The organism is Sinorhizobium arboris LMG 14919 (assembly GCF_000427465.1).
In the GTDB taxonomy this organism is placed as follows: domain Bacteria; phylum Pseudomonadota; class Alphaproteobacteria; order Rhizobiales; family Rhizobiaceae; genus Sinorhizobium; species Sinorhizobium arboris.
Genome location: NZ_ATYB01000014.1, coordinates 1,809,105 through 1,829,417 on the forward strand (window position 1 = coordinate 1,809,105; position 20,313 = coordinate 1,829,417).

The window sequence follows — 20,313 nt, forward strand, 5'->3', positions numbered from 1 at the left end:
ACTGTACCGGCGCCGTTTCATTGACGCGAACCGGAGCCTCCTACCCCGGTCCGCTTCGCGGCCTGTCAGAGGCGGTTTTCGCTCTCGGCGTCAAAGATCGATGCGACGCCCATGTCGAAGGAAAGGCGCACGGTGCTGCCCGGCGGGTAGCGCCTCTGGCCGGCGATCCGCACCGACATCGATTGGCCGGCAAATGTCAGCCATAGAAGGTTGTCCGCGCCCATCGGCTCCTCGATGTCGACGATCGCCTGATGCGCCTGCTCGCCGTCCCTTGCCTCATCGACCTTCACGTGCTCCGGCCGCAGGCCGAGCACGACTTTCTGGCCCGGCCGCAGTTCGGTTCGTGCCGGATAATCGGTCACGTCGAAGACGACGCTGCCGACCCGAACGAAGCTGCTTCCGTCGTTCGTCTCCACCGCGCCGCGGAAGAAGTTCATCGACGGCGAACCGATGAATCCGGCGACGAACAGGTTCTCCGGAGCGTTGTAGATGGTCATTGGATCGGCAAGCTGCTGAATCACGCCGCTTTTCATGACGGCGATCCGGTCGGCAAGCGTCAACGCTTCGATCTGGTCATGGGTGACATAGATCATCGTATTCTTCAGCGACTGGTGCAGGCGTTTGATCTCCACGCGCAGTTCGGAGCGCAGCTTGGCGTCGAGGTTCGACAGCGGCTCGTCGAACAGGAAGACGTCCACATCGCGCACCAGCGCGCGCCCGATCGCCACACGCTGCCGCTGACCGCCGGAGAGCTCCGATGGCTTGCGCTTGAGCAATGGCTCGATCTGCAGGATCTCCGCTGCACGCTTCACGCGCTTGTCGATTTCGGCCGTCGGGATCTTGGCGACCTTCAAGCCGAAGGAGAGATTCTTCTCGACCGTCATCTGCGGATAGAGCGCATAGGACTGGAACACCATGCCGATGCCGCGGTCCTTCGGCTCCTCCCAGGTGACGTTGCGGTCCTTGATGAAGATCTGCCCGTCAGAAACGTCGAGCAGCCCGGCAATGCAATTGAGCAGCGTGGACTTGCCGCACCCGGAAGAGCCGAGCAGGACGAGGAATTCCCCGTGATCGATGTCGAGATTGAGCCTGTCGAGCACGGTGACGGCACCGAAATTCAACGACAGATCCCTGACAGATACGCTTGTCATGCTTGCTTATCCTTTCACTGCGCCGGCTGCGATGCCGCGGACGAACAGGCGGCCGGAAACGAAATAGACCGTCAACGGCACGAGGCCGGTCAGGATCGTGGCCGCCATGTTGACGTTGTATTCCTTCACGCCCTGAACCGAGTTGACGATGTTGTTGAGCTGGACCGTCATCGGGTAGTATTCCGGCCGGGTGAAGACCACGCCGAAAAGGAAGTCGTTCCAGATTCCGGTCACCTGGAGGATCATCGCAACCACGAAGATCGGGAGTGACATCGGCAACATGATCTTGAAATAGATCGTCCAGAACCCTGCGCCGTCGACACGTGCGGCCTTGAAGAGCTCCTCCGGCAGCCCGGCAAAGTAGTTGCGGAACAGCAGGGTCAGGATCGGCATGCCGAAAATCGTGTGCACGATGATCAGCCCGGTCAGCGTTCCGTAGACGCCCATTTCTCTGAGCACGATCACGATCGGATAGATCATCACCTGGTAAGGGATGAAGGCGCCGACGATGAGGATGGTGAAGAACAGATCGGCGCCCTTGAAGCGCCAGTTGGCGAGCGCGTAGCCGTTCACGGAGGCGATTGCGATCGAGATGATCACGGACGGCACGGTGATGCGCACCGAATTCCAGAATCCGCGGGAAAGCCCATCGCAATTAAGTCCGGTACAGGCCTCCGCCCAGGCTTTCACCCAGGGCTCGAAAGTGATCTCGAGCGGCGGCGCGAAGATGTTGCCGACGCGGATCTCGGGCATGCCTTTGAGCGAGGTGACGACCATCACGTAAAGCGGCAGCAGGTAATAGAGCGCCACGACGATCAGAGTGCCGTAGACGATGATGTTGCGGCGGGAGAGCGTCCTGCGCGGCTTTCTGCCGCGAGGGCCCGCCACGAGGCCGGGGGCAGTCTCGTAAGCCGCAGCCATGCTGTTATTGGCGATGTTATCCACGCTTGCGGCCTCCTCCGAACTCCAGATATGCCCACGGCACGATGATGATGGCGACGGTCACGAGCATCATGGTGGAGGCAGCAAAACCCTGGCCCAGGTTCTGCGCCTGGAACATGTAGTCGTAGACGTATTTCGCGGGCACCTCGGAGGCGATCCCCGGGCCGCCGCTCGTCTGCGCCACCACGAGGTCGTAGACCTTGACGATGCCGCTGGCGATGATCACCAGGGTTGTGATGAAGACGCCGCGCATCATCGGGATGATGATCAGCAGATAGGTCTTCCACATCGGGATGCCGTCGACCCGCGCCGCTTTCCAGATGTCCTCGTCGATCCCTCGCAGGCCGGCGAGCATCAGGCACATGACGAGGCCCGTCCCCTGCCACAATGCGGCGATGAGAATGCCGTAGATGACGATGTTCGAATTGTAGAGCGGATCGAAGGAAAAGCTCGTCCACCCGAGAGACCTGACGATCGACTGGACTCCGTATTGCGGATTGAGCAGCCATTGCCAGACGAGACCGGTGACGATGAACGACAGGGCGAAGGGATAGAGCATGATCGTCCGGAACGTGTTCTCGAAACGGATCTTCTGGTCCATCAGGGCGGCCAGCACGAAGCCGATCACCAGGCTGAACACCAGCGAGAGGCAACCGAAGACCGCCAGGTTCTGGATCGAGACCAGCCAGCGAGGGGCGGCCCACAGCCGCTCGTACTGATCGAAGCCGACGAAGGCGAGCCGCGGCAGGAGCTTGGAATTGGTAAAGGAGTAGACGACCGTCCAGGCCGTGCCGCCCACGAAGATGACCATGGCCGTGAGTATCATCGGGACAGAGGCGATCTTCGCGTTCAGGTTTCGCAGCCACTGGTTCGGCCGCGCCGAACCACGTGTTAGACCTGTCATGTTTCCTCCTCCGGAGCTGCAAAAGGTTTTCGTGTGATGGGCACCGCCGGAAATGCGCCGCCGGCAGCCGAAGCCCATTGCCGCCCTCGCTCACCACACCTGCGCCGACGAAAATCAGCGCAGGCGGCACGATTGTCATCGTGCCCTCGGTGAGGAAGGGTCAGCCCCGTCAAGCGGGACTTGGAGCGCCGTGCGTCCAGATGGACGCACCGCTGCGCCAGAGCGCGACTCTCAATCAGCAGCCGCGATGATGTCGGCGAAACGCTTCTGCGCATCTTCCGGCGTCATGGAGTGGTTCGCGAAGAACTCGGAGAAGAGGTCCTCCTTCTGCTTCTGGCTGTCGGCCGACAGAAGCTGGTCCGTGCCCTGGATCACATTGCCCTTGGCGAGGATATCGAGGCCCTTCTTCATGCAGTCATTGGCGGCGGCAAGGTCGACGTCGCCGCGCACCGGCAGAGAGCCTTTTTTCAGATTGAAGGCCACCTGCGTTTCCGGCTTGAGCAAGGTCGATGCCAGCACTTCCTGCGCCTTCGACTTTTCCTCATCTTCCAGAAGCGGGAAGTAGAACGCGTCGCCGCCGGTCGAGATCACCTCGTTGACGCCGAGGCCCGGCAGGCAGGTGTAGTCCACGCCGGCTTTCTGGCCGGCGAGCTGGAACTCGCCCTGGGCCCAGTCGCCCATGATCTGCCCGCCGGCCCTGCCGGTGATGACCATGTTGGTCGCCTGGTTCCAGTCCTGGACGTTCGTGCCCTTCGACATGCGGCGGGCATCGTCGGCAGCCTTGAAGACTTTCGCGATTTCAGGCCCGGCAGCCACTTCGGCATCCTTCTCGGCAAAGACTTTCTCGAAGGTTTCCTTGCCTGCGATCGCGACCATCAGTACGTCGAAGGCGCCCGCCGCCTGCCACGGCTGGCCGCCGACGGCGAGCGGGACGATTCCGGCCTTCTCGAGCGCCGGGGCCGCAGCTACGAATTCGTCCCAGTTTTTCGGAACTTCGACGCCCGCCTGCTTGAAGGCGGCATTCGAAAGCCAGAGCCACTGCCACGAATGGATGTTGACCGGCGCGCAATAGATCTTGCCTTCGATCGTGCAGGAGTCGAGGAGACTCGACGGCTTGACGATTTCCCTCCAATTCTCCTTGGTGGCGATGTCGGTCAGATCGCGCATCAGGCCCGCCTGCACCAGTTCTTCCGCCTGGCGGCCGTGATTGAACTGGGTGGCAGCCATTGGATCACCGCCGGTTATGCGGCTGATCATGATCGGGCGTGCCGTTCCTCCGGAGCCGGCGATCGCGCCGTCGACCCACTTGTTCCCGGTCGCATCGAAAGCTTTCGCAAGCTCGGCAACCGCGGCCGCTTCACCGCCCGAAGTCCACCAATGCGTGACCTCGAGATCGGCCGCATTGGCAGCCCCGAAGGGCAAGGCAGCGGTCGTGCACAAAGCGGCAGCCAAAAAACGCAAATTCATGAGTGTCCTCCCTCACTGTAACGTTACCGTAAAAACTTAGTTCAAAGAAATTCACTGCGCAACACCTACAACGGGCAATTCTCAACAAACCTGAAAATACAACTTACGGGCGCCCAGTCCCTCGGGTAAACAGACGGCGCGGGGCCTGTTCCGAGGCAAGTCATAGAGTAGATTTTGAGCACTAACACGCTATATTATCGAGGTTTTCATTACTTCTGCACCTCAAGGACAGGATCCTGGCCTTCGCGCGTGCGATGTCGACGCTCTCGGCAACGGAACTCAACCAGAAGGCTATGCCCTTCGCATTGCAGCAACGAAAATGCTCGACATTGCAACTGTATCGTTACAGATTTTGGTCCGGCGCCGGCGTCGACGAATGTGGCCAGCAGCCGTAGTTCGTATATAAGGCGGAGCGACGCGGCCTGCGGTTGCACGAGAGCGATGGCGAGCCGCGGTTCAGGAGAGCGGATTGGCGTGACTGGCATGGATGGCAAAACGAAGAACAGAGCGACGATGGCGCCGGGCGAAGGCGGCAGGCCGACACTGAAGACGATCGCCTTCATGACGGGGCTCGGTGTCACCACCGTCTCGCGCGCCCTGAAAGATGCTCCCGATATCGGTGCGGAAACCAAGGAGCGCGTCCGCCTCGTAGCAAAACAAATCGGCTATCAGCCGAATCGGGCGGGCGTTCGCCTCAGGACGGGCAAGACGAATGTCATAAGTCTCGTGCTGACGCTCGAGGAGGAGATCATGGGCATTACCAGCCCCATGGTCATCGGTATCACCGAAATCCTCGCCGGCACTCAATATCACCTGGTCGTGACGCCTTACAGTTCGGCCAAGGATCCGCTCGGCCCGATCCGCTACATTCTCGATACCGGCGCGGCCGACGGCGTGATCATTTCGCGAACCGAGCCCAACGATCCGCGGGTAACGCTTTTAACCGAGCGCCACCTGCCCTTCGCCACCCATGGGCGCACCGAGATGGGGCTGATCCATCCCTATCACGACTTCGATAACGAACGCTTCGCCTACGAGGCTGTACGCAAGCTCGTCGACCGAGGCAGACGGCGGCTGGTGCTCCTCGAGCCGCCGCCGAACCTGACCTTCCACTCGCACATGCGCACCGGCTTCGAGCGGGGCCTGAGAGACTTCGGCGCGGAGGCCGTGAGCTTTCACCAGGTCAACATCGACCACAGCCTTGTTGCCATCCGCGACGCGTTCGAAAAGCTGATGCGTTCCTCCGACGCCCCGGACGGTATCGTTTCCGGCAGCGGCTCCGGCGCGATCGCCTTGATCGCCGGGATGGAAGCGGCCGGCAAGAAGATTGGCGAGGGCGCCGAAATGGTGTCGAAAGTGCCGAGCGACTTCCTGCGCTGGCTGCGCCCGGAAGTGATGACGATGTATGAGGACATCCGTATGGCCGGACGCGAGCTCGCCAAGGCTGTGATCGGCCATATCGAAGGCCACCCGCCGGAGACGCTCCAGAGCCTCAGCCAGCCGGAATTCCAGCCACCGATGGCGAGGTCTGCGCGGTCATAGCTCTGCCGTGCCACCCTGCAGCTTCTCATTAGCCGAGTCCGCCGTGCTTGCGGATGCAGTGGCGGGCGAAAACCTTCAGCCGAGAGAACGCGTCCGCGCCGAGACGGCAGGGCTCAGGTCCCCGCGACCGGCCAGTACTTGTCGTCGGTAAAATCGCTTGGAACAGGATTGAGCTGCTCGAGCTTCCCGGCGACGAAATCGATCTGCATCTTCAGGTACCGGATCGGCCCCGGGATAGGCGCGCCGGTTGCCAGGCTCCGTACGCGCCAGTGCTCATAACCTGCCGCTTTTATGCGTCTCTCCGCCTCGTCGCGGATGGTCGTCGTTTCGGCGGCCGTGACCGCCGCCCTGCCCCCTTCGATCACCGTGAATTTCATGCGTGCCTTCTCGAATGGCTCCCTCATTGATATCCAAGCGCCGTGGTTCGCCTGGGCTTGTCGTCAGAGGGGGCGACCCAGCCGCCCCTCTGGATTATGTGAGATCACGCGTTCAGGCCGCTGCCCCACGGTCCGTGGTGACTGTCGGCGCCGTCGATGCGGTCGAAGCCGTGGGCGCCGAAGAAATCGCGCTGCGCCTGGATGACGTTGGCCGTGCCGCGGCCGCGGCGGTAGCTGTCGAAATAGCCGAGCGCCGAGGCCAGCGCCGGCACCGGCAGCCCCCCCAGGACTGCCGTCGAAACCACTCGGCGCAATGCACCGTCAGTCTCCTTGACCATCGCAGCGAAGGCGGGCGTGACGATCAGGTTCGCCGCATCCGGTGCCTTGGTAAAGGCGGTTGTGATCTCGTCGAGGAACTGCGAGCGGATGATGCAACCGGCGCGCCAGATCCTTGCAATCGTCGGCATAGGCAGGTTCCAGCCGAACTCCTTCGACGCTGCCGCCATGACCGCGAAGCCTTGCGCATAGGCGCCGATCTTGGCGGCGAGCAGCGCGTTTTCGAGGTCTCTGATAAAGGCGCCCCTGTCGGCAATCTCAATCTCGCCGACCGGCGGCAGACCGAGGATCTTCTCGGCGGCCTCCCGCTCTTCCTTCGCCGAGGAGATGCTGCGCGCTGCAACCGCCGCTTCGATTGCGGTTGCCGGCACGCCCATGTTCTGCGCCTCGATCACCGACCATTTGCCGGTACCCTTCTGACCGGCTTTGTCGAGGATCATGTCGACGACGGGATTGCCGGTCAGCGGATCGGCGGCCTTCAAGACCTTCTCGGTGATTTCGATCAGGTAGGAGTTGAGCCGGCTCTTGTTCCAGGCTCCGAAGACCTCGCCGATCTCCTGCGCCGTCATCTTCAACCCGTCACGCAGGATGCCGTAGATCTCGGCAATCATCTGCATATCGGCATATTCGATGCCGTTATGGATCGTCTTGACGAAGTGGCCGGCACCGTTCTCGCCGAGCCACGCGACGCAGGGGTCGCCGTCATATTTCGCAGCGATCGACGTCAGGACCTTTTCGACGCGGCGATAGGATTCTTCCGTGCCGCCGACCATGATCGAGGGCCCGTGGCGTGCGCCTTCCTCGCCACCGGAAACGCCCATGCCGATGAAGGTGAGGCCCGAGTCCTTCAGCGCGTCGAAACGGCGCATCGTGTCGCGGAAATTGGCATTGCCCGCATCGATCATGATGTCGCCCTTGGCGAGATGGGGTTTCAGCGCCTCCATCTGCTGGTCCACCGGGTCGCCGGCTTTGATCATGATGATGATCGGACGCGGCGGGCGGATGGCGGCGACGAACTCTTCGATCGTTTCGCAGGGAACGATTTGGTCCTTCAGCGCGCCGGCTTCGGCGTAAAACTTGCGCGTCGCGTCGACGGTACGGTTGAAAACGGCGATCCTGTTGCCTTTTTCAGCGATGTTGAGCGCCAGGTTCGAGCCCATGACTCCGAGACCGATTAGGCCGATTTCCGCCTGTGACACGTGATTGCCTCCATTGGACAGGAGAACCGGCCACCGGACGCAATTGCGCTCGTGCCGGCCCTCGAATTGATCTGCGCATGTCTGCCGCCCCAAAGATGAACAAGGGCCGGTCGGCACGCGGCGGCGGAGGCTGTTTTGGCATTCAAATCGATTTACGACAAGCCGTTCCTGACAAAATCAATTCCATTTCCGGCCTCGCCTTGCCGTCCTCGATCAGGCGCCGGGAGGCGGCCTCGATGCGCCTGTCGGAATGCAGTCTTGTGGTGAAATCCACGGCTTATGTCGCTTCCAACCCGGTGTTCTGCACGATCCGGCCCGCGCAGCCTTGATCTCCATCGGGTTTGCGCCCTAATGCCGCAGAACACGTCCGAGTCCCCGCGACGGGAACAGAGGGGCCGGCGCGCAATCTCCAATGTCAAAATAGGAGCGAGGACCGCATGGACACAATCGTCGGCTTTCTGAACACAATCTTCTGGGGCTATGTGCTCATCTATGGCCTGCTTGCGGTCGGCCTCTTTTTCACGGTCCGGCTCGGCTTTCCCCAGATCGTTCATTTCGGCGAAATGTTCCGGGTCTTAAGCCGCGGCGGCAGCAGGGACGCAGCCGGGATCAGCCCCTTCCAGGCGCTGATGGTCAGCCTCGCCTCACGTGTCGGAACGGGAAATCTCGCCGGCGTTGCCGTCGCTCTCTATCTCGGCGGACCGGGCGCGACCTTCTGGATGTGGCTCGTAGCGTTCGTCGGCATGGCGACCGCCTATGCCGAAAGCGCTTTGGCGCAGCTATACAAGGTACGAAACGAGGACGGGCAATATCGCGGCGGGCCGGCATTCTATATCGCCCGCGGCCTCAATGCGCCCTGGGCGGCCACGATCTTCTCGGCCTGCCTGATCCTCTCCTTCGGCCTCGTCTTCAACGCCGTTCAGGCAAACTCTATCGCCGATGCGGTCCAGGGCGCCTTCGGCGTTCCCAAACTCGCAGTCGGCATCGCCGTTGCACTCCTCTCCGGCGTCGTCATCTTCGGCGGCATCCGGCAGATCGCCCGCGTCGCAGAGATCGTCGTCCCCTTCATGGCCGCCGCCTACCTTCTGACCGCAGTCTATGTGCTGATCGCGAATGCCTCAGCGGTCCCGGGCGTCCTCTGGACGATCATCTCGAGCGCTTTCGGCCTGCAGGAGGCAGCCGGCGGCATCGCCGGCGGAGTCGCTGCCGCGATGCTCAATGGCGTCAAACGCGGCCTCTTTTCCAACGAAGCAGGAATGGGTTCGGCCCCGAACATCGCAGCCGTGGCGACGCCTGCACCGCACCATCCCTCTTCGCAGGGCTTCGTGCAGTCCCTTGGCGTCTTCATCGACACGATCCTGATCTGCACCGCGACGTCGGTGATGATCCTGCTTTCCGGCACGCTGGAGCCCGGCTCCGGCGTCACCGGAACACAGCTCACGCAGGCGGCGATGAGTGCACATATCGGTTCCGCCGGCACCTATTTCATCGCCATTGCGATCTTCTTTTTCGCCTTCACCTCGATCATCGGCAACTATTCCTATGCCGAGAACGCGCTGACCTATCTCGGCGGCGGCAACCGGACCGGGCTTACGATCATGCGTTGTGCAACGCTGACGATGGTCGTCTGGGGCGCCTACGAAAGTATCACCACCGTCTTCGACGCGGCCGATGCCTCCATGGGACTGATGGCGACGATCAATCTCGTCGCGATCCTGCTCCTTTCGGGTACCATCGCAAAGCTGACGAAAGACTATTTCGAGCAGCGTAAAGCGGGCGCCGTTCCGGTTTTTCACGCAGCCGACTACCCGGAACTGCAGGGAAAGATCGACGGCGAGATCTGGTCACGCGATTAGAACCAGGCTGGGATCGCCGAGCCATTCCCCGGGCTCGGCGATTGGACATTGACCACGCCGGTCAACGGGCGCAAAAAAGGGCAATGGCAAGGCCCTGCCCCGCATACAGCCGAGACGCTGGCGCCCCGCAACGGCTCCATCGGGAGGCCGCGGCCGGCAGTCCAGTCGTCGACACGCAGAGGCTCGGGCCTCCCGCGCTCGCCCGGACGAGCGGAATCTACCGTGAGCAGCCGCCCCCTGCGGCGCTCGCCTCCCACTTCAAATGCCTCTGGCTGCATCGGATGCCCGACGGTGTGCCTTCGAACATCGCCGTCGTCCCTGATGGTTGCTGCGACATCATCTGGTCGTCGAAAGGGCTCGCCCTCGTCGGCCCCGACAGGACCGCCGCCTTTCCGAAGCTTCCTGCCGGTGAAACGATCATCGGTGCGCGCTTCCGGATCGGCGCGGCGGCATCGTGGTTGCGGAAGCCGTTGCGTGACATCACCGGCCAAACGGTGCCGCTCAATCTCCTCTGGGATTGCGATACGGACGAGATCGAGGCCCGGATGCGGGAGGCAGCGAGCACGCCTGAGCGGCTCGGTGTTCTTGCCGTGGTCCTGCTTGAACGCCTCTGGGCCGCCGAACCCCAGCCGCCGGATATTGCCGCTTGCGTCGCTCGTCTCCAGGTCGATCGACTGACCGTGGACGACCCCATCCGGACCCTTGTCCGTGAGATCGTCACCAGCGAGCGGACGCTTCGCCGGCGCTGCCACGAGCATCTCGGCTACGGCGCAAAGACCCTCGACCGCATTCTTCGCCTGCAGCGTTTTCTGACCGCCTGCCACGCGCGGCCCGGGGACACGCTGGCAAATCTCGCACTCGATGCCGGCTATGCCGATCAGGCCCATCTTGCCCGGGAAGCAAGAGAGCTCACATCCTTTACGCCGCGCGAAATCCAGCGGCAGTTGACCGCGCGTTTCGGCAATGTGCGGGTCGAGAATTTCCGCACAACAACCTGATTTAAAAGACTTTGTCACGTCCAAAGGCCACCGGTATCGTTGATCGGTCTCGAGCCTCAAGATTGGCCGTTTCGTTCAAGACCATTGCCTGGCGCAATGCTATAAGTCCCCTCGATGGAGGAACGCATGGCGACGATGTCGGCCCGGATCATTCACACCGCGATCGAGCGCGACTGGCGCGAGGTCTATGCCTTCATGGCCGACCACGAGAAGATGCCGCTGTGGGCGACCGGTCTCTCCTCCGGGCTCACGCGCGACGGCGACGAGTGGATCGCCGCCGGGCCCCTCGGCAATGCCCGCGTCCGCTTCGTTTCCGACAACGAATTCGGCGTGGTCGACCACCTGGTGACACTCGCCGACGGCACGCGGGTGCACAACGCGCTTCGCGTTGTGCCGAACGGCGACGGTGCGGAAGTCATGTTCACTCTGCTCAGGCAGCCGGATATGAGCGACGCCCGGTTCGCCGAGGACGCGGCCTGGGTGGAAAAGGACCTTGCCGCGCTCAAATCCATCCTGGAAGCCGATAATCACAAGCAGGAAGGCGGCGAAGACAATGGCCAACAAAGGTAACGACAGACGCATCGATTATGTCGAGTTCAACGTGACGGACATTGACGCGAGCAAGGCCTTCTACGGCAGCGCCTTCGGCTGGACCTTCAAGGACTACGGCCCGGAATATTGCGAGTTCTCTGATGGGCGGCTGACCGGCGGTTTCACCACACTCGGTCCGGTCCGCAGCGGCGGCCCGCTCGTCATCATCTATGCCGAGCAGATCGAGGACGCCCAGCGCCGGGTCGAAGCCGCAGGCGGTAAGATCGTCAAGCCTGTCTTCGCCTTCCCGGGCGGCAGGCGGTTCCATTTTGCCGACCCGGATGGTTATGAGCTGGCGGTGTGGTCCGCACAGTAGTCCTGCGTCTCCGGAGTGCCGCCATCGCCGTAGCGGTCATCATTCGCCGAAACGGATGAAGAGCGCGCCGACGAGTCCGAAGACGACGATGCACTGCAAGATGAACATCGGCCATTCCTGTGACATCTCGATTCCTCCTCTCGGGTGGACGCTGTCACGATTGCCTTTGCGCAAGGCGCGCATTTCCAGACAAGCCTTGAATCGGCACCGATTTAAGGAGATGGCGATCTGCGAAGGGAAAAGATGCGCGCCGCGGACCGGTTCAAAGAGACCGCTTGATGTGCCAACGGTCATGATACCAGAGCCACTGGCCCGGATATTCGCGAACCCAGCTCTCGACTTTGTCGTTCAGCATCTGCGCCGTCGCCGTGACGTCGACGCTGCCATCGCCCCTGCGGGGGATTTCGACCGCCGGCTCGAGCTCCAGCCGAAAGCGGTTGCCGGGTAGCCGAATGCAACGGGCCGGATAGACCTCGCAATTGAACTGGCGGACGAGCTTGGCGAGCAGCGGATTCGTCTGCACGTCCTGACCGAAGAATTTCGTCTTGAGGCCCTTGCGGAACTTCTGGTCGACGAGGACGCCAACGGCTCCACCCCGCTCGAGCTGCCGGGCCAGGGCGAAGGAGGAGCCGGCGTGCGACGGAACGAGGTTACCCATACGCTCCTTGCGGAATTCGAATACCCGGTCGGCGAGATAAGGATTGTTCGGCGGACGGAAGAGCACCGTCACGTCGAGACCGAAGGCGGAGCCGGCAACCGGCAGCATTTCGAAATTGCCGCTATGAGCCGTGAACACGATGAACGGCCGCGGATTGTCCCGCAACTCCAGGAAGAGCGGGATGCCCGAAACCTCCACCCTGCCCGGCTCGGCGCGCGCCGGATCGAAGTCGAAGAGCTGATCGAGGAACACGTATTCGGCGGCAAGCCGACCCATATTGCCCCAGCTTTCCAGCGCGATCGCCTCGATCTCGGCATCGCCTTTCTCAGGAAAGGCGTTGCGCAGATTGGTCAGCGTCAGCTTGTGGCGACGGGTCTTCGGACCGATCCGGCGGGCAACCCCATCCATGAAGCTGATCGCCATGTCCGGTGGAAAAAGCTTGAGTATGGTGAGAAGCAGCAGGACGAACTGCGCGATCGACCATTGACGGAAGCGATTCGCAGCGAGCACCAGCCGTGTGATCAGCATCCGCACGAAAATCAATCCATCCGCAACACGATCTTGCCGAAGATCTGGCGTGACTCCATCCGCTCCAGTGCGCGGTCGATGTCGTTGAGCCCCACCTCGGTGTCGATGACCGGGTGAACGAGTCCGCGCGCCATCTTCTGCATGGCGTTTGCCATGTTCTCCATGCGGCAACCGAAAGAACCGAGCAGTTTCAGCTGCTGCTGGAACAGCATCATCAGGTTCATGTCAGTCGAGACGCCGGAAGTCGAGCCGCAGGTAACGAGCCTCCCGCCGCGTTTCATCGACAGCATCGAACCCGCCCAGGTATCCTTGCCGACATGTTCGAAAACGACATCGACGCCCTTCTTCTTCGTCAGCTTCCGCACGACCCCTTCGAAACGGTCGGTCCGGTAGTTGATGACGTGGTCGGCACCGAGCGCTTTTGCCCTATCGATCTTGTCGTCCGAGCCTACGGTGGTGATGACTGTGCAGCCGATCTTCTTGGCGAGCTGGATCGCGGCCGTGCCGATACCCGAGCCGCCCGCATGGACAAGGATCGTCTCGCCGGGTTCGAGCCTGGCGTTGTCGAACAGCATATGTTCGACGGTGCCGAAGGTGACCGGCGCCAACGCCGCGCCGACTTCGTCGACGCCCGGGGGCGCAAGGACCAGCAGGCGCGCCGGAAGGTTGACCTTCTCCTGCGCGAAGCCGTCCAGATGGAAGCCATGGACACCCCCGACATGTTCGCAGAGATTGTCGCGTCCCTCGCGGCATGGGCGGCAGAGGCCGCAGGTACGCGCTCCGTAGATCGAGACGAGCTGACCGGGAAGAACATTTGCCACGCCCGGACCGATGCTCTCCACGACCCCGGAGGCTTCCGCGCCGATGACGAGCGGCATCTTGCGCTTGGCAAACGCCATGCCGCGCCAGCCCCATACGTCGATATGATTGAGCGCGACGGCCTTGACCCGCAGCGTCACCTCGCCAGGACCGGGCGCCTCCGGCTCCGGCAGATCGGTGATTTCAAGCTTGCGGTCATCGAGCAATTGCAGGGCGCGCATGGTCTTTCCTTTGCGGAAGGCAGATGTGCTCGAGCGGCTCAGGCCGGCTCGGCGGTCATGACAAGGCTGGCGTTCTGGCCGCCGAAGCCGAAGGAATTCGACAGCACTGCAGTCACCTGCTGGCTGCGCTTCACGTTCGGCACGACGTCGAGAACGATTGCCGGGTCGGGATTCTGATAGTTGATCGTCGGCGGCAACGTGCCGGTGAGCATCGTCTGGAGAGAGAAGACCGCCTCGACCGCACCGGCTGCCGTCAGCGTGTGGCCGATCATGGACTTGTTGGATGAAACCGGGATCGACGGCAGCCGTTCGCCGAAGACCGCGGACATCGACAGGTATTCCATCTTGTCGTTCTCGGGCGTGGAGGTGCCATGGGCATTGATGTAGCCGATCCCGGCTTCGTCGATGCCGGCATCGGCAAGTGCCGCACGGATGGTCGCGATCGCCGGCCCGCCATCGGGCGAGGAGCGCGTGCGGTGGAAGAGGTCGGCCTTTTCGCCGCAGCCTTTGAGTATGCCGTAGATGCGGGCGCCGCGAGCGATCGCTGCTTCCAACGATTCAAGCACGAGCGTCGCGGCACCTTCCGCGATGACGAAACCGTCGCGATCCTTGGTGAAAGGCTTCGAGGCCCTTTCCGGCGGATCGTTCTGCGTCGAGAGCGCCGAGAGCAGCGAGAAGCGTATGAGGGCCTCGGCACTGACCGAGCCGTCGGTCGCAACCGTGAGCGCCCTGTCGGTCCTGCCCTGGCGGATGGCTTCGACGCCGAGCTGAATGGCGGTCGCCCCGGATGCGCAAGCCGTCGAAAGCGTCACCGGAAGGCCGCGCGTGCCGAAGCGATCGGCGAGGCGCTCCGAAATCGAGCCGAAAAGCACGGCCTCGTGGAAGGCCGGATCCGCCTTCTGCCGCATTGCCGCGAGGAACCGGTTATAGGCGTCTCCGGGCTGGCTCGACGGCGGAGCGCGGTCGGCAAGCTCGAAGCGGGCATTCCATTCGGGCTCGATGGGCGGTGCCGCCAGAAAGAGCGGCCCGTTGAAGTCGCCGGAATGGCCGGCCTGCGCCAAAGCCTCCAGCGTCGTCTCGCGCGCCATCGCATAGGAACGCTCGACCGCATTTTCCGCGGGAATCTCGATGAAGTCGACCGTGCCGCTGATGCGGGTCGAAAGAGCGTCGGTCGGAAAACGGGTGATCTTGTGAATGCCCGATACGCCACCGGTGAGCGCCGCCCAGTTGTCTTCGAGACCCTGCCCGAGCGAGGTGATGACGCCCATGCCGGTGACGGCAACGATCGGACGGCCGAGGTGGTCCTTATAAGCCTTGCTCATGGTTCGAGCTCCTTATTCCGCGGCAAGCACGGCGATGCCTTCGCCACGCGAATGGCCGATAGTGGTGACGACCGCCGCCTTGGCCGGCGCCAGCATCGGGGCTTCGGCCGCGGGGTCGAAGGGCGGGACCTTGGCTGCGTGACCGAGCGAAAGCGCGGCCAGCGCCACGCCGACGGGAAACTGCGCCTCGATGCCGTGACCGACGAGCCCGCCATAGGCACGGACAGGCCGGCCGGCGAGTTCGGTTTCGAGAAACGCCTTCTCCCGTCCGGCAAGGTCATGGAAACCCGAGGTGCCGGAAAAGACGACGGTCGACTGCGGATCGAGTTCCAGAGCCGGTTTCGACAGATATCTGAGACGCGATTCGAGCCGCCCGTCCTCGCGGCTGCCGCGGTCGCCGGCGATCGCATCGATCGTCGCATAGATGCGGGCGCCGCGTGCCTCGGCATATCCGCGCGACTCCAGAACCAGGAAGGCGCCGACGGAGCCGAGAACCATTCCGCCGCCATCCTCGGATCTCCGCGACCAGATCGGATGCCACTCTCCGAGCGCATGCCCCTGGATCGCCTCGATCATCAGGACGATGTCCAGGCGCTCCGCCGAAAATGCACCGCCGACGAGTGTGTGACTCGACTGCCCCGCCTTGATGCGGGCAAACGCCGTCTCGATAGCGGAAATGCCGGCGGCCTCTTCGCCCATGAAAGTCCGCGACGAACCCGTAACCTTGTGCACGATGGAGATGTTGCCGGCGAGAAGGTTGGAAAGCTGCGCCAGGAACAGTGTCGGACGCAGTTCGGTCGTTAGCTTCTCGTTCAGGAGCCGTTCGCGGTCATTGCGCTTCAACGCCTCGTCGACGATGAGCGAGTCGACATTGATGTCGCGCTCGCCGCCGCCGGCAGCGACGATCATGTCCATGCTGCCGCAGGCTTCGAGATCGTCCTTGAGACCAGCGTCGTCAAGGGCCAGGCCGGCAGCGAAAACGCCGAGGCGCTGCCAGTTTTCCATCTGCCGCTGGTCGCCCCGCTTCGGAATCTGCTGCGACCAGTCGATTTCCGGCAAGGGGTGGACGGGATAGGGAGCGAAGCGTTCCGTTTCGATGCGCACCCGAGGCGGCTCGGCCGCGCCGAGCAGCGCCACATGAGGCTCGGCGCCGACGCCCTGGCTCGTCACGATGCCTACTCCCGTGATCACCACATCGTTGGTGGATTTCGTCATCTTCATTTCTCCGAACCGGCCGTCGCGGCCATCAGCCCCAGCTCTTCCGCACGCTTGCGCACGATGTCTCCCAGCGGCACCTGGTCGAACGGGATCGTTCTCAGCTTCAGCTGGGCGTCGCATATCTTCTTGCCGCCCGACGCAATTCTGGCCTTCGTCACGGCAAAGCCGGAGCCCTCATGTTCGAGCAGAGCCTCGATCTCAAGCTCGGCATTCGGTTCGACGAAGCTGCGCATCTTGGCACCGTCGACCGTCATCAGAAACGGCATTGCGGCGAATTTCGTGGCGGCCAGCACCAGGAAACCCGAAGCCTGCGCCATCGTTTCGATCAGCAGCACGCCCGGGACCAGCGGATAACCGGGAAAATGCCCCTCGAACACCGGGCTCTTCTCCGGCACGATCGAGCGCGCCACAAGCCGGCCGGCCGCCAGATCGACGGTTTCGACACGGTCGATCATCTGGAAATATTCAAGGAGCATGAGGGCTCATCCCATTCGTTTCGCGCTCAAGTAAAAATGCCGATGCCGCCTGTCAAGCGCGGCGCGCGACAGGCGGCATCGGGAAAAGGGCCGATCCGTGTCAGCGGAAGATCGCTCAGGCTCCGATCGCAAGTGAAAGCGCGATCCGCGCGGAAAACCGCTTCGCGCCTTTCCTCAACCCGCTTTGGCGGCCCGCAGCTCGTCGATCTTGGCACAAAGGTTCTTCAGCACGAAGTATTCCTCGGTCGAGACCTTGCCTTCGTTGACTTCCTGAGTCCACTGCTCCAGCGGGATCTTGATGCCAAATTCCTTGTCGATCGCAAAAACGATATCGAGAAAGTCGAGGCTGTCGATGCCGAGATCATCGATCGTGTGGCTTTCCGGCTTGATCGTCTCGCGATCGATCTCGCTCGTTTCCGCGATAATATCGGCAACCTTATCGAATGTAGCTGTCACGCGCATACCTCATAAAATTCGAGTCTTGGCGAACCCTATAGAAAAATGCACCGCAAAAGCCAATGCCCCACGGCTTTTTGCCACCGCGATTTGAAAAAGGTGTTGCTAAACAGCGACCGATTAAGGCCCTCGCTTGGGCGGCGTCGATCTGCAAGGAGGCTTTCGAGCGGGCAAGAGCCCTAACGGACAGAGGCGACGGCAAGGCGCGGATCATCGAGAAGAATTGCGTCCGGAGCGATCGCGAGCAGTCTTTCGAGCCCTTCACGATCGGTCACTCCGACGGGAAACGGCGGATATTCAGGCAGCGGAACTGATCGCGGCTGCCCGACCATTACCGCCAGCCGCATTCCCGTTGCACGGACCCCGGCCAGGCGTTCATCCGTTACTGCACCCTGCCAAAGCCGGAACCAGTCTGCCCCGGCCCGCCGCGCTACGGCAAAGGCGTCCGGATCATCGAGAAAAGCGAGAATCGCAATGTCCCTGCGAGCAGTACGGGCAGCAGCGATGAGATCGACCCCGCGAAGCCCGAGCATTGTTCGTTCAATCGCGTTTGCAGTCGCGACTTCCGCCATGACCTGCGACAGCTGCGCTTGATCTGTCAGCTTGACATCCAGGAGCACATATAGCGAAGCGGAAGCTGCGAGCGCGTCCTGGAGGGTCATGACCCCGGGGAGCAGGCGACGCAACGTTTCCAAATCGATTTCCGCAACTGTGCGCGTATCGCCGCAAAGTCGGCGAAGATCGGCATCGTGGACGCAGACAAGCGCGCCGTCCGCCGTCAGGCGAACATCGGTTTCGAACGCGTCCGCCCCGGCAGCAGCGGCGGCATTGAGCGCCTCTGCTGTGTTTTTCTGCGGCAAGCGCTGCACCACCGCGGTGTGCAACGATAACAGGCCTGCGCGTGAGACCACCAGTCCACCAGGAATGAGCCATCGCCATTTCCGACCCAGTCAGAAGAGCAAAAGCGGCAAAGCGACGAGCGCGAAGGCGAGCGCCATCACCGAGCAGGCCGCGTAGAAAACTGTGACGGCAGCGTCGATATCCTCGATGGCTGCAACCGCACGGCCGGCGTGATTCATCATGGGCTCATCGACTCTTACGCCGCCATAGATTCTCGGCCCTGCAAGCTGAACGCCGATGGCGCCTGCCATCGCAGCCTCGGGCCAACCGGAATTGGGCGAGCGGTGAAGTCCGTGATCCCGCCGCGCCACCTCGATTGCGGTTTGCGCCGCATCCGCACCGCGTTTGAGAAAGGCGCCGGCAGCGATCAGCAAAGCCGAGAACCGCGCCGCGGGCAGGTTCGCCAAGTCATCGAGCCGCGCGGACGCCCAGCCGAAATGAAGATATTTCGGGCTCTTGTGACCGATCATCGAGTCGGCCGTGTTCAGCATCTTGTAGGCAAGAAGACCGGGAAGCCCGGCAACCGCATACCAGAAAGCCGGCGCCACGACGCCGTCGGAAAAGTTTTCGGCGAGGCTTTCGATCGCCGCACGGCAGACGGCCGGCTCGTCTAGAGTGTTCGGATCGCGTCCAACAATCATCGACACCGCTTTGCGGCCACCCGCAAGTCCTTCGCGACGCAGACCGACGGCAACCCTGGAAACGTGGTCGGCAAGGCTTTTCTGGGCGAGGAAGACGGCTACAGTGACAATCTCGAGCAAAGCGCCGAGGACGCCAAGCACATCGAAGAGCCGGGCGAGCACGATCCCCAGGGCCATGGCTGTGGCAAGCAGCGCCAGGATGCCGACGACACCCCGGACCTTCAGCCAGGCGTTGGCGACCTCCCGATGGTTAAGCACCTTGTCGATGAGCTCGACGGCGTTGCCGAAATACACCACCGGATGCGTCAAACGCGACCAGAGCCAGTCCGGATCGCCGACGACGCGATCCACCAGCAGCGCCATGACGAGGATGAGAAGTATTTCAGCCGACACTTACACACCCCCCCGGTTCAAAGCCTCGGCGAGGCGGCGGTCGCCCCCGGCGTCAGGCGCCAGCCCGATACGCAGCCATCGCGGATTGTAGTCGAATTTGCGCGTCAGGATGTGTGCCTTGCAGAGTGCCGCATGAAGATCGTGAGCACGCTCGTGTTCCACGAGCGCGAAAAGGCCCGTCCCGCCGACGACCTGGAGCCCGGCGCTGCAAAGCACGGCGTCGAGCGCGGCCTTGCGCTGCGCGATACCGGCCCTGATCCGCTGCGTGTCGCCTTCCATCAGCTTCGCCGACAGCGCCAGTGCCGGTCCTGAGACCGACCAGGGGCCGAGCCACTCACGAAACGACTCCTCGATCGGCGGGTTCGCGACGATAAAGCCGAGCCGGAGGCCCGCAAGGCCGAAGAATTTCCCGAACGAACGGAAGACAACGAGGTTGTCACAGGCGGCGACATGCCGGGCGACGCTCGCCTCCGGCTCCAGATCGCCGAAGGCCTCGTCCACCACCAGCAGGCCGCCATGGGCCCGCATCGCTTGCGCCATTGCAAGAACTTCGTCCGGCGGAATAAGTCGGCCGGTGGGATTGTTGGGATTGACCACGACGGCAAGGCCGTACCCCGCTTGGAGATCATCGGCACAGGTGACGGAATCGACGACAAGGCCGGCGGCCTTCAGAACGCGCGCATATTCGCCATAGGTCGGCGCAAATATGGCAGACCTCTTCGCCGGGTCGGCAATCCGCGGGAGCAATTGGATGACGGACTGGGTTCCGGGGACCGGCAGGGGCATGAGCCCGTCCGTCCGGTAGTATCGACTCGCGGCGATACGCGCTGCCTCTTCGACATGCCGGTCCGGCAATCGGTGCCAGACGCCCGCGTCGATCGCCGGCAGGGCGGCGGGACACGGGTTGATCCCCGTCGAGAGGTCGAGCCAGTCCTCAGGCGTGCCGCCGAAATGCGCCGCGGCTTCCGTGATCCCGCCGCCATGAATGATCGGAGCGTCCAT

The 20,313-nt window shown here is 62.6% G+C and carries 22 protein-coding genes; 6 read left to right on the forward strand and 16 right to left on the reverse strand.

The window, feature by feature from the left end; all coding sequences use genetic code 11:
• Nucleotides 1-65: 65 nt before the first annotated feature.
• The 4 genes from SINAR_RS0120020 to SINAR_RS0120035 form a co-directional block, all read right to left on the reverse strand.
• Nucleotides 66-1,151 carry an ABC transporter ATP-binding protein gene (locus SINAR_RS0120020; protein WP_028000716.1) on the reverse strand — a complete coding sequence of 362 codons (1,086 nt, stop codon included), beginning with the start codon at nt 1,149-1,151 and terminating at the stop codon, nt 66-68.
• A 6-nt stretch (nt 1,152-1,157) separates the two neighbouring features.
• Nucleotides 1,158-2,096: a carbohydrate ABC transporter permease gene (locus SINAR_RS0120025; protein ID WP_028000717.1), complete on the reverse strand. Its 939-nt coding sequence runs from the start codon at nt 2,094-2,096 to the stop codon at nt 1,158-1,160.
• Nucleotides 2,089-2,997: a carbohydrate ABC transporter permease gene (locus SINAR_RS0120030; protein WP_028000718.1), complete on the reverse strand. Its 909-nt coding sequence runs from the start codon at nt 2,995-2,997 to the stop codon at nt 2,089-2,091. Before SINAR_RS0120030 ends, SINAR_RS0120025 begins: the two co-directional genes overlap by 8 nt.
• 231 nt (nt 2,998-3,228) lie before the next feature.
• A complete protein-coding gene (locus tag SINAR_RS0120035) occupies nt 3,229-4,464 on the reverse strand; it encodes an ABC transporter substrate-binding protein (RefSeq protein ID WP_028000719.1) in 1,236 nt (411 codons plus the stop codon).
• A gap of 483 nt (nt 4,465-4,947) precedes the next feature.
• On the opposite strand from SINAR_RS0120035, the gene SINAR_RS0120040 reads away from it, so the two are divergent.
• Nucleotides 4,948-6,006 (forward strand): LacI family transcriptional regulator, encoded by a 1,059-nt coding sequence (locus SINAR_RS0120040; RefSeq protein WP_028000720.1) that lies wholly within the window; start codon nt 4,948-4,950, stop codon nt 6,004-6,006.
• Between the two features lie 113 nt (nt 6,007-6,119).
• Here SINAR_RS0120040 and SINAR_RS0120045 read toward each other — a convergent pair whose 3' ends face one another.
• Together SINAR_RS0120045 and gnd are read right to left on the reverse strand one after the other, a co-directional pair.
• Nucleotides 6,120-6,383: a hypothetical protein gene (locus SINAR_RS0120045; RefSeq protein WP_028000721.1), complete on the reverse strand. Its 264-nt coding sequence runs from the start codon at nt 6,381-6,383 to the stop codon at nt 6,120-6,122.
• Between the two features lie 104 nt (nt 6,384-6,487).
• A complete protein-coding gene (gnd, locus tag SINAR_RS0120050; RefSeq protein WP_028000722.1) occupies nt 6,488-7,918 on the reverse strand; it encodes an NADP-dependent phosphogluconate dehydrogenase in 1,431 nt (476 codons plus the stop codon).
• Nucleotides 7,919-8,013: 95 nt separating this feature from the next.
• On the opposite strand from gnd, the gene SINAR_RS0120055 reads away from it, so the two are divergent.
• The 5 genes from SINAR_RS0120055 to SINAR_RS0120075 all read left to right on the forward strand — a co-directional run bounded on the left by SINAR_RS0120055 (nt 8,014) and on the right by SINAR_RS0120075 (nt 11,679).
• Nucleotides 8,014-8,247 (forward strand): hypothetical protein, encoded by a 234-nt coding sequence (locus SINAR_RS0120055; RefSeq protein WP_150824025.1) that lies wholly within the window; start codon nt 8,014-8,016, stop codon nt 8,245-8,247.
• A 108-nt stretch (nt 8,248-8,355) separates the two neighbouring features.
• On the forward strand, nt 8,356-9,774 hold the full coding sequence (locus SINAR_RS0120060) for an alanine/glycine:cation symporter family protein (RefSeq protein WP_028000724.1): 1,419 nt from the start codon (nt 8,356-8,358) through the stop codon (nt 9,772-9,774).
• Nucleotides 9,775-9,857: 83 nt separating this feature from the next.
• Complete coding sequence (locus SINAR_RS0120065; protein ID WP_028000725.1) at nt 9,858-10,772, forward strand: helix-turn-helix domain-containing protein; 915 nt, start codon at nt 9,858-9,860, stop codon at nt 10,770-10,772.
• Nucleotides 10,773-10,898: 126 nt separating this feature from the next.
• Nucleotides 10,899-11,342, forward strand: a complete 444-nt coding sequence (locus SINAR_RS0120070) for an SRPBCC family protein (protein WP_028000726.1) — start codon at nt 10,899-10,901, stop codon at nt 11,340-11,342.
• The gene (locus SINAR_RS0120075; protein WP_028000727.1) at nt 11,326-11,679 is read left to right on the forward strand and encodes a VOC family protein; all 354 of its coding nucleotides are present in this window, start codon (nt 11,326-11,328) and stop codon (nt 11,677-11,679) included. The genes SINAR_RS0120070 and SINAR_RS0120075 overlap by 17 nt, the downstream gene beginning before the upstream one ends.
• A gap of 39 nt (nt 11,680-11,718) precedes the next feature.
• Here SINAR_RS0120075 and SINAR_RS1000000138205 read toward each other — a convergent pair whose 3' ends face one another.
• The 10 genes from SINAR_RS1000000138205 to cobD form a co-directional block, all read right to left on the reverse strand.
• Nucleotides 11,719-11,853: a hypothetical protein gene (locus SINAR_RS1000000138205; RefSeq protein ID WP_272913694.1), complete on the reverse strand. Its 135-nt coding sequence runs from the start codon at nt 11,851-11,853 to the stop codon at nt 11,719-11,721.
• 88 nt (nt 11,854-11,941) lie between these two features.
• Nucleotides 11,942-12,865 carry a lipid A biosynthesis lauroyl acyltransferase gene (locus tag SINAR_RS0120085; RefSeq protein ID WP_033057766.1) on the reverse strand — a complete coding sequence of 308 codons (924 nt, stop codon included), beginning with the start codon at nt 12,863-12,865 and terminating at the stop codon, nt 11,942-11,944.
• Nucleotides 12,866-12,876: 11 nt separating this feature from the next.
• On the reverse strand, nt 12,877-13,905 hold the full coding sequence (locus tag SINAR_RS0120090; RefSeq protein ID WP_028000729.1) for a zinc-binding dehydrogenase: 1,029 nt from the start codon (nt 13,903-13,905) through the stop codon (nt 12,877-12,879).
• Between the two features lie 38 nt (nt 13,906-13,943).
• The gene (locus SINAR_RS0120095) at nt 13,944-15,227 is read right to left on the reverse strand and encodes a beta-ketoacyl-ACP synthase (protein WP_028000730.1); all 1,284 of its coding nucleotides are present in this window, start codon (nt 15,225-15,227) and stop codon (nt 13,944-13,946) included.
• Nucleotides 15,228-15,239: 12 nt separating this feature from the next.
• Nucleotides 15,240-16,442 (reverse strand): beta-ketoacyl-ACP synthase, encoded by a 1,203-nt coding sequence (locus SINAR_RS0120100; RefSeq protein WP_028000731.1) that lies wholly within the window; start codon nt 16,440-16,442, stop codon nt 15,240-15,242.
• A gap of 2 nt (nt 16,443-16,444) precedes the next feature.
• Nucleotides 16,445-16,921, reverse strand: a complete 477-nt coding sequence (locus SINAR_RS0120105; protein WP_028000732.1) for a 3-hydroxyacyl-ACP dehydratase FabZ family protein — start codon at nt 16,919-16,921, stop codon at nt 16,445-16,447.
• 174 nt (nt 16,922-17,095) lie between these two features.
• Nucleotides 17,096-17,383 (reverse strand): acyl carrier protein, encoded by a 288-nt coding sequence (locus tag SINAR_RS0120110; RefSeq protein ID WP_010969581.1) that lies wholly within the window; start codon nt 17,381-17,383, stop codon nt 17,096-17,098.
• Nucleotides 17,384-17,556: 173 nt separating this feature from the next.
• Entirely contained in the window at nt 17,557-18,237 is a 681-nt protein-coding gene (locus tag SINAR_RS1000000134720) for a glycerophosphodiester phosphodiesterase (protein WP_336884854.1), read from the reverse strand.
• A 90-nt stretch (nt 18,238-18,327) separates the two neighbouring features.
• Entirely contained in the window at nt 18,328-19,311 is a 984-nt protein-coding gene (gene cbiB / locus SINAR_RS0120120) for an adenosylcobinamide-phosphate synthase CbiB (protein ID WP_028000733.1), read from the reverse strand.
• Nucleotides 19,312-20,313, reverse strand: a complete 1,002-nt coding sequence (gene cobD, locus SINAR_RS0120125; RefSeq protein WP_028000734.1) for a threonine-phosphate decarboxylase CobD — start codon at nt 20,311-20,313, stop codon at nt 19,312-19,314.

Coding starts and splice junctions, on each gene's coding strand:
- SINAR_RS0120020 (WP_028000716.1), bottom strand. CDS start 1,151: ATGACAAGCGTATCTGTCAGGGATCTGTCGTTGAATTTCGGTGCCGTC.
- SINAR_RS0120030 (WP_028000718.1), bottom strand. CDS start 2,997: ATGACAGGTCTAACACGTGGTTCGGCGCGGCCGAACCAGTGGCTGCGA.
- SINAR_RS0120035 (WP_028000719.1), bottom strand. CDS start 4,464: ATGAATTTGCGTTTTTTGGCTGCCGCTTTGTGCACGACCGCTGCCTTG.
- SINAR_RS0120040 (WP_028000720.1), top strand. CDS start 4,948: ATGGATGGCAAAACGAAGAACAGAGCGACGATGGCGCCGGGCGAAGGC.
- SINAR_RS0120045 (WP_028000721.1), bottom strand. CDS start 6,383: ATGAAATTCACGGTGATCGAAGGGGGCAGGGCGGCGGTCACGGCCGCC.
- SINAR_RS0120055 (WP_150824025.1), top strand. CDS start 8,014: ATGAACAAGGGCCGGTCGGCACGCGGCGGCGGAGGCTGTTTTGGCATT.
- SINAR_RS0120060 (WP_028000724.1), top strand. CDS start 8,356: ATGGACACAATCGTCGGCTTTCTGAACACAATCTTCTGGGGCTATGTG.
- SINAR_RS0120065 (WP_028000725.1), top strand. CDS start 9,858: ATGGCAAGGCCCTGCCCCGCATACAGCCGAGACGCTGGCGCCCCGCAA.
- SINAR_RS0120070 (WP_028000726.1), top strand. CDS start 10,899: ATGGCGACGATGTCGGCCCGGATCATTCACACCGCGATCGAGCGCGAC.
- SINAR_RS0120075 (WP_028000727.1), top strand. CDS start 11,326: ATGGCCAACAAAGGTAACGACAGACGCATCGATTATGTCGAGTTCAAC.
- SINAR_RS0120085 (WP_033057766.1), bottom strand. CDS start 12,865: ATGCTGATCACACGGCTGGTGCTCGCTGCGAATCGCTTCCGTCAATGG.
- SINAR_RS0120090 (WP_028000729.1), bottom strand. CDS start 13,905: ATGCGCGCCCTGCAATTGCTCGATGACCGCAAGCTTGAAATCACCGAT.
- SINAR_RS0120095 (WP_028000730.1), bottom strand. CDS start 15,227: ATGAGCAAGGCTTATAAGGACCACCTCGGCCGTCCGATCGTTGCCGTC.
- SINAR_RS0120100 (WP_028000731.1), bottom strand. CDS start 16,442: ATGACGAAATCCACCAACGATGTGGTGATCACGGGAGTAGGCATCGTG.
- SINAR_RS0120105 (WP_028000732.1), bottom strand. CDS start 16,921: ATGCTCCTTGAATATTTCCAGATGATCGACCGTGTCGAAACCGTCGAT.
- SINAR_RS0120110 (WP_010969581.1), bottom strand. CDS start 17,383: ATGCGCGTGACAGCTACATTCGATAAGGTTGCCGATATTATCGCGGAA.
- cobD (WP_028000734.1), bottom strand. CDS start 20,313: ATGGACGCTCCGATCATTCATGGCGGCGGGATCACGGAAGCCGCGGCG.